This is a genomic window from Mycobacterium sp. 852002-50816_SCH5313054-b (assembly GCF_001667185.1).
GTDB lineage: Bacteria > Actinomycetota > Actinomycetes > Mycobacteriales > Mycobacteriaceae > Mycobacterium.
The window spans coordinates 1-8,498 of sequence record NZ_LZIC01000079.1 but is presented as its reverse complement, the minus strand read 5'-3'; the positions used below and the strand labels follow the sequence as shown (position 1 = coordinate 8,498).

The 8,498-nt window shown below is 68.9% G+C and carries 4 protein-coding genes; 2 read left to right on the top strand and 2 right to left on the bottom strand.

Features of this window, described 5'->3' with window-relative positions; translation table 11 throughout:
- On the bottom strand, positions 1-708 hold a 708-nt coding region (locus A5787_RS28625), incomplete at its 3' end, for a PE family protein (protein ID WP_304441163.1).
- A gap of 886 nt (positions 709-1,594) precedes the next feature.
- On the opposite strand from A5787_RS28625, the gene A5787_RS17315 reads away from it, so the two are divergent.
- Both A5787_RS17315 and A5787_RS17310 read left to right on the top strand, forming a co-directional pair.
- Positions 1,595-1,852: a hypothetical protein gene (locus A5787_RS17315; protein WP_066969151.1), complete on the top strand. Its 258-nt coding sequence runs from the start codon at positions 1,595-1,597 to the stop codon at positions 1,850-1,852.
- Between the two features lie 305 nt (positions 1,853-2,157).
- A complete protein-coding gene (locus A5787_RS17310) occupies positions 2,158-2,814 on the top strand; it encodes an isoprenylcysteine carboxylmethyltransferase family protein (RefSeq protein WP_066969153.1) in 657 nt (218 codons plus the stop codon).
- A 17-nt stretch (positions 2,815-2,831) separates the two neighbouring features.
- Here A5787_RS17310 and A5787_RS17305 read toward each other — a convergent pair.
- Positions 2,832-8,498: non-ribosomal peptide synthetase (locus tag A5787_RS17305; RefSeq protein WP_066969149.1), on the bottom strand; the 5,667-nt coding region annotated here is incomplete at its 5' end.

The window sequence follows — 8,498 nt, the reverse complement described above, 5'->3', positions numbered from 1 at the left end:
GCATCCACCGATGCCGCCCCCACCGCCGTTGCCGAAGAACCCGGCCTGCCCGCCGTTACCGCCGCAAATGGCCGCCCCGCCGTCGGCGCCGGCCGCCCCGGCTCCACCGATGCCGCCGGCACCGCCGTTGCCGAAGAACCCGGCCTGCCCGCCGTTACCGCCATTCACACCCGCGATGGTGGAGTCCCAGCCTTTGCCGCCGCTGCCCAGCAACAAGCCACCGGCCTGGCCGTTCGGGCTGGCCTGCGACGCCCCGTCGGCGCCGTCGAAAAACAGCGGGGCCCCGGCCAACTGCTGGCTGGTTTGGTTCAGCTCGTACATCAGGGTCGCCAGGATGTCCGTCCTGGGCGGCGGGACGGGGCCGGAGGCCTCCGCCACCGCGTTCCAAATCGGCGCGAAAATGGAGTAAGGCGAAACACCGGCCGCATTGGTCGCCTCGGCGGCCGCATACGCCCCCCCTGACCCGGTCAGGGTCTGCGCGAACTGGGTCTGAAACGCCGCCAACTGGGCGGTTAACGCGTGAAACTCCTTTGCGGCGTCGGAGAATACCGACGCGACCGCCGCGGACACCTCGTCACCGGCAGCGGCAACCACACCGATGGTGGGGGCCGCCGCCGCCGAATTCGCGGCGCTGACCGACGAGCCGATGCTCGCCACCTTCGCCGCCACGGCCGCGAGCGCATCCGGCGCTGCGATCACATACGACATCGCTGACCTCCGACGACCGCCTCGGGCGCGCAGGCCTCCACACGACGATCACATTCCAATGACGAAAGTGAAAACGTATCCCGTTGCACACGTGCCTTACAACGTTTCACGAGTTTTGGTCCATCGCGTTGCGCACACGCGGCGCCAGACCCCGCCCCGACCGCCGGCCGAGGCCAATGGGCGGCCACTGGTGCCACATTGGCCACACCGGCACACATAACGTCATTCATCTCATTTCGCCGCAATCCATCCTAAATCATGAATACGCGCGAGATTCTCAACTTTGCGTATCCTTTGGCGGCCCGCGCGAAAGCCGCTAATGCGCGCGCTGCGGGTTCGGCTATGCGGTGGCGCGCGTCGCTCATCGGCGCGACGGGCGGCGCGGCGAGGACCGGCTTCCGCTTCCGCGCGGACCGTCGAGCCGCCACCGCGCAGGGTCGTAGACGCCGAAAAAATCGCTCCGCCCGCAATTTCACTGGCCCCTTTGCGCCCGTCTCGTCGCCCGTTGTTCGGGCTGGTTAGCCGGAATTACCCCCGCCGAGACGCCCTCGCGTCGGCAAACTAACTGAAAACCATAATTTGCATGACGGGCCTGTTTGACGCCCGCGAAAGGAATTTGCCGTCCCCGCGCGGAAGGCGCCGCACCGTCGACCCTTCGTCGCGTCAGCTCGGCCCCAGATGCCGTGTTATGCAGGGAGATAAGCCCAGAGGTCCGTGGGCCCGGTGATTAACCGGCGGTGGTTATCGCTGCGCAAAAAATTTACTGAGTCAATTTTTCACTACACAGGCGTTTAATACGCGAAATGCCGATCGGAACAATTGCGAAAACCCGATCCCACAGGGAGAATTACCGTCACTGGACGGGGCGGCGCGCGATCGGGGGAGCATGGACGAGGACGACTTTCTGGTAGCGGTGGGGGAAGCGGCGCAGGACGCCGTCTGGAAGACGCAGCATCCGCTCACCCACCACTTGGCAGAGGATGACCCGCGCCGCGCGCAATACCTGCGTGAGTACCAGATGGCGGTCGGTCGCCAGGTACTCACGGCGATCGAGAACCTGCGGCGCGGCGGCTCATGCCATGACACGCCCAGTGAATGCTCGCCCGTCATGCAGCCGAAGGCAATTTTGCGTTCCTTCCTGTAGCCCCGTCACCCAGGTGCCGGCTTCCTGCAATTTCTGCATGGGCGCGTAAGGCCTCAAATGAACTGGGGCGCGGACACTTTCATTCCGGCTCGCCCAGACTCGGCGGCGGCCCGTCGGTGACCATCGCGCCAGCACCGGCGCAGGCCGGCGCGACCGCCGTACGGCGATGACGAATCGTGCACATCCTTCGGGTAGGCGACGGTAGTTTCGTCCTGGGCCGCTGGCGTGACTGCCGGCAACGGAGGCTGCGCTGATGGCGTGCCGCACGGACGGACGAAGGAGGATGGGTGAACACCATTCCTAAGATGCTGCTGTTCGGTGTTGTTGAGTTTGTCGTGTTCGGCGCGATGCTGTTTTTTCCGGCAGGCACGTTCAATTACTGGCAGGCGTGGGTTTTTCTCGTGGTGGTTGGCATCGCGGCCTGGATCCCCGCCGTGTACCTGCTGCGGATGAATCCCGCTGCGCTCGAGGCCCGGATGCGTGGGGGGCCGGCGGCCGAGGCCCGGATGGCGCAGCGGGTACTCATCGCCGGCTTGTATGTGTCGCTGGCAGCGATGGTCGTGGTGAGCGCCCTCGACCATCGCTTCGGCTGGTCGCCGGTGCCGACGGCGATCTGCGTGGTCGGAGACGTTCTGGTCGCCGTGGGACTGGGTGTGGTGGCCCTGGTGATCATTCAGAACAGCTACGCGTCCGCGACCGTCCAGGTGCAGGCGGGCCAACAGGTCGTCTCCAGCGGTCTGTATGGGCTGGTGCGGCATCCGATGTACACCGGCAACGTGATCATGATGGTCGGCATCCCCCTTGCGCTCGGTTCTTACTGGGGACTGGTTTTCGTCATTCCCGGGCTGCTCGTGCTCGCCTCGCGCATCCGCGACGAGGAGAAACTGCTCCAAAAAGAGTTGGCCGGATACCTCGAGTACACGCGGAAAGTTCGCTATCGCCTGGTGCCGTCGATGTGGTAGTGAGCGTCGGCGCGGCTCTAGAGGTCCGGGATGACGGGAACTTCTTCGACCGAGCGGGCATGTCCGCCCAACCGCTGGCTCAACCGTCGCACGGACGGCGCCTCGAACAGGGCGGTTACCTCGAGGTTGGCATCAAGGGCCGTGTTGATCGTGGCAGTGGCTCGCATCGCGGCAAGGGAGTCCCCGCCGAGGTCGAAAAACGACTCGTCGATCCCGACGCGGTCCACGCCGAGCACCTGCGTGTAGATGCCGGTCAAGATCTGCTCGATCAGGCTGGTCGGGGCGTGCTCGCCCGCACCGTTGTGGTGGCGTTCGGGCACTGAGGCCCCCGGGAGTGCCGGCTGGGCCAGCGGCGCGCGGTTGCCCGACCTGTCCGGGCGCGAGTGCCTCCCCTGGTCTTGTCCATCGACCGACGACAGCGGTCGCGCCGGATCGCTGGTCATGGCGACCAACGTCTGCTTGAACCGCTCGATCAGCGCCTCGATGTCGGCCGGGTCGAAAACGTCCGCGCGGAATTGGACGTGCAGCTCCAATTCGCGGCCCGGCAGCGCCTGGACCGTGAGCGGGTAGTGGTAGTAGTCGCGGTTGGCGATCTCGGTGATGGCCAACCCGTCGGTTCCCGACAATGCGGCGGGATCCGCTGGGTAATTCTCGTACACGAAGACCGTGTCGAAGAGTCTTCCGTGGCCGGTGGCACGGTGTATCTCGCTCAGCGCCAGGTGCTGGTGGTCCAGTGTGCGGTTGTGGTCGCCCTGCAGTTGATCGAGCAGGTCGGTGGTGGTGGTCCCGTTGCTGATGTTCGCCCGCACCGGCACCGTGTTGATGAACAGGCCCACCATCGAGTCCGCGCCCGGCACCTCGGCCGGCCGCCCCGAGACCACGGCGCCGAAGGCGACATCGTGCTGGCCGGTCAGCCACATCAGCAGCTGCGCCCAGGCGGCCTGCAGCACGGTGCTCACGGTGGTGTGGCGCGAGCGCGCCAACTCGCTGAGCGCCCGCGTGGTCTGTTCGGGCACCCGGAACGACACGACGCCGCGCCGGCCCAGCCCGAACCAATCCGGCGGCCCGACCAGTGTGGGGGCGGCAAAGCCGGCGAACAGCTCCCGCCACACCGCGCGGGCGCCCTCGAGGTCACGACCGGCCAGCCAGGACACAAACCTGCGATAGGACCCCGCCGCCGGCAGCCGCTGCCCGTAATAGCTGGCGAATAGTTCGCCCAGCAGGATCGGCAGCGACCACCCGTCGAGCACGATGTGGTGATTCGTCAGCACAAACCGGTGCCGGTCCTCCGCGGTGCGGATCAGCGCGACCCGCAGGGCCGGATGGTCGGCCAAGTCGTAGACCGCGGCGCGTTCGGCGGCACAGACCTGCTGGATCTGCTCATCGAGGTCCACCTCGCCCCCGCTGAGGTCGAGATACCGCCAGGGCACCACGGGATCGGCCGGGATGATCTGCACCGGCTGGTCGAACCGCGCGGTGAACCGGGCCGCCAGGTTGGGGTGGCGGGCGACCACCGTGTGCACGGCGTCACGCAGGCGGTGCTGGTCGAGCCGACCGCTCAGCGTGACATCGAGCTGCACCGCATACACGTCGTCGCCACCTTGGGCGGTGCTGGCGTGAAACAGCAGCCCCTGCTGCAGGGGGGTCAGCGGCAGCACGTCAGCGATGCGGTATTGCCGCGCAAGCTGGTCGATCTGCAGCTGGCTCAGCCGTGCGGGCGCGATGTCCGACGGCGTCAACCCGCCCCCACCGCCTCGCACGTGCGCGCAGATGCCGGCCAGCGCATCGAACCACAACCGGCTCAGCCGGCTGACCTGTGCCTGATCCAGGGCCGACGGCGCCCAGGTCCAGCCCGCGCGCAGGCGCGGACCGGTGGGGGCGTCCAGGGTGCCCGCGTTGAGCTCCACGGTGTGCATCAGCGGCATGGGGGTCGCCGCGGCAACGCCGGTCACCGCCCAGCCGTCCTGGCGGATCTCCCATATGTCGCCGGACACCTCGGTCGACGCAGCGCCCAGCCGCCCCAGGTAGTTGAAGCCGATCGTCGGGTCAGGCCCCTCCAGGTCGACGTCACCGTTCAAGTAGCGCAGCAGCCCGTAGGTCAAACCGTCCGGCAGGGCCCGAAGCTGCTCCTTGGCGTCTTTGATCACCGCCCCGAGGCCCGCGTCACCGGCCAGTACCTGCGCCCAGTCCAGCCCGCCTACCGCGAGCGCCACCGGATACTTGGTGGTGAACCACCCCACCGTGCGCGACAGGTCGACATTGGGGTCCAGCTCCTCCTGGCGCCCGTGACCCTCCGCGTCGATCACGACCGGCGCGGCACCACTGCTTAGGAACTCGGCACACGCCAACGCGAACGCGATCAACAGGATCTCGTGTATTCCGGCGTGGAACGCCGCCGGCACCTCACCGAGCAGCATCCGGGTCGTCTCGGCGTCCAGCTCCACCGCCAGGTTCCCGGCGGTCGCATAGGTATCCACCGCGGGCTGCACCGCCGGCAACTCCGCGGGCAGCGCGGCGATCCGCCGCCAAGCCGACGCCTGCTCCACGACCTCGGGACGGCGGGCGTGCTCGGCCAGCAGCGCCGCCCACCCTGCGAACGACGTCCTGGGCGCCGGCAACACGACCTGCTGCCGGCCGCGGTGCTGCGCCCAGGCGAGGTTGAGGTCCTCGAGCAAGATCCGCCAGGACACCCCGTCGACCGCCAGGTGGTGAACGATCAACAGCAACTGACCGGTGGGGGCCGCCCACAGCGCGCTCAGCATCACCCCGGCGGCCGGGTCCAACCGCGATCGCGCCGCCAACACCGCGTCGTCCGACAGCACGTCCACCGTCTGCAGGCACCCGCGCGCGTCCACCGAACCAGGTTCGGGCACCGTCACCGACCACCCGTTGGCGCCGTCGTCGTCGACGCGCAGCCGCAACGTCGCGTGTCGATCGAGCAGGGCCTGCAACACCGCCACCACGTCGGACGAGATCACCCCGACCGGGGCCTGCACCAGCACCGTCTGGTTGAACTCCGCCACCGGGCCCTGAACGCTCTGCAGCCAGCGCATGATCGGGGTGGCCACCACCGCGCCGACGCCCTCGTCGATCACCTCGGCGTCGTCGGCGACCACCCCGGCCACCCGGGCGAGCTTTGCCACGGTCTGCTCGACGAAGATGTCGCGCGGCCGACACACCACGCCGGCGGCCCGCGCCCGCGCCACCACCTGCATCGACAGGATGCTGTCCCCGCCGAGCTCGAAGAACGACTCCTCGACCCCGACCCGCTCCAGCCCCAGCACCTGGGCATAGATGCCGGCCAGGATCTCCTCGACGGCGTCGGCCGGGGCGCGGTAATGATCGACATCCTGATACTCCGGCGCCGGCAGGGCGCGGGTGTCGAGTTTGCCGTTGACCGTCAGCGGCAACGCGTCCAGCGCCACCACCGCGGCCGGAACCATGTAGGCCGGCAGCCGCTCGGCCAGCTCGGCGCGCACCTCGGCCGGATCCACCGTTCCGGTCACGTAGCCCACCAGGCGCTTGTCGCCGGGGCGGTCCTCGCGGGCGATCACCACCGCCTGCTCCACGCCCTCCAGGCCGTTCAACGTCGCCTGGACCTCGCCGAGCTCGATGCGATAGCCGCGGATCTTGACCTGCTCATCGGCGCGCCCCATGTAACGCAGCTGCCCGTCGGCACCCCAGCACATCAGGTCGCCCGTGCGATACATGCGCCCTCCCGGCCCGCCGAACGGACACGCGACGAACCGCGTCCCCGTCAGACCCGCGCGGCCGATGTACCCGTGCGCCAACCCGGCGCCGGCGACGTACAACTCGCCGACCACACCGGGGGGCACGAGCTGCAACGATCCATCGAGGACGAAGAAACCGAGGTGGGCCAACGGCACCCCGATGGGGCTGACGGCGGTGTCGACGTCCGCGGCGACGATCTCGCGGAACGAGGCATGCACGGTCGTCTCGGTGATGCCGTACATATTGATCAACCGGGGCTGAGCCGGGTGAGCCTCCAGCCACGCGCGCAGGCGCTGCGGTTCGAGCGCTTCGCCGCCGAACACCACGGCCTCCAGCTCCAACTGAGAACCCAGCTCGGGCTGCAACGCGTCGGCGGCCTGCAGGGCATAAAACGCCGACGGAGTCTGGCTCAAGACGCTGACCCGCTCGGCCACCAGCAGCGCGTGCAGGTCTTCGGGCGAGCGCACCACCGAGTCGGGCACCACCACCACGCGTCCGCCGTACAGCAGCGCGCCCCAGATCTCCCACACCGAGAAGTCGAAAGCCAGCGAATGGCACTGCGTCCACACCCGCCCCGCGAGCTCCATGTCGCCGGCCAGCGTCTGCAGCAGCCGGGTCACATTGCGATGCGGGACCGCGACCCCCTTGGGGGTTCCCGTCGTGCCCGAGGTGTAGATGATGTAGGCGACGTCGTCCGGGCACGCCGCCGGCAGTGCGGTGCCGATGCCGGCGTCGACGGCGGAGTCATCGGTGTCGTGCACATCGACGATCAGCAGGTCGCGCCCGTCCAGCCGCGGGCGGTACTCGGCGGTGGTGATCGCGGCGATCGGCGCGGCATCGCCGAGCACGAACTGCATCCGCGCCTCCGGCACCGTCGGATCGATCGGCACATACGCCGCCCCGGTCTTCACCACCGCCAGAATCGCCACGATCGCGTCGGCCGAGCGCGGCAGCAGCAGCGCCACGCGCCGACCCGGCCGCACGCCCCCGGCGGCCAACCGCTGCGCCAACCGGTTCGCCGCCTCATCGAGCTCGCGGTAGGTCATCGAGCGGCCCTCAAAGGTCAGCGCCGCCGCGTCGGGTACGCGCGCCACCTGTGCGGCGAACAGCGCCGGAATCGCCACCGGCGGGCTCGCCGGCTCGGTCAACGCGGCCCGGTTGCCCCAGTCCGCCAACCGGGCGCGCTCGACGTCGTCGAGCACGCCGATCGACGACAGCCGCCGGCTCGGGTCCGCGGTCATCTCGGCCAGCACGCGCTGCAAGCGCTCGATCAGCGTTTCGATGCTGGCCGCGTCGAACACGTCGGTGCGAAATTCCACCACGCCGCCGATGCCGGCCGGCTCACCGTCGGCGTCCAGGTGCTCTTCCAGGGCAAGCGCCAAGTCCATGCGGGCGGTGCCGGTGTCCACCGGCATCTGGGTGAGCTCCAGCTCGCCCGATGCGAACACGGCGGTGGGATCGCCGGTGGTGTCGTGCAGGGTCCGCCAGGCCAGCATCACCTGCACGAGCGGGTGATGGGTCAGCGATCGGGTGGGGTTCAGCCGCTCGACGACGACTTCGAAGGGCACATCCTGGTGCTCGTAGGCGGCCAGGCTGCGCGCGCGCACCTGAGCCAGCAGCTCGGCGACGCTCGGGTCGCCGGCCGCATCCACGCGCAACACCAACGTGTTGACGAAGAATCCGACCAGCTCGTCAAGCGCGGGGTCACGGCGCCCTCCGATCGGGAAGCCCACCGCCACATCGGAACTCGCGCTGAGCTTGGCCAGCAGCACAGCCAGCGCGGCCTGCATCACCATGAAATTCGTCGCGTTGTGTTCGCGGGCCACCCGGACGACCTGGCGCTGCAACTCGGCGGGCCAACGCACGGCCACGCTGGCGCCCCGCTGGTCGGCCACCGGGGGGTAGGGCCGGTCGGTGGGCAGCCCGAGCCGCTCGGGCATCCCGGCCAGTGC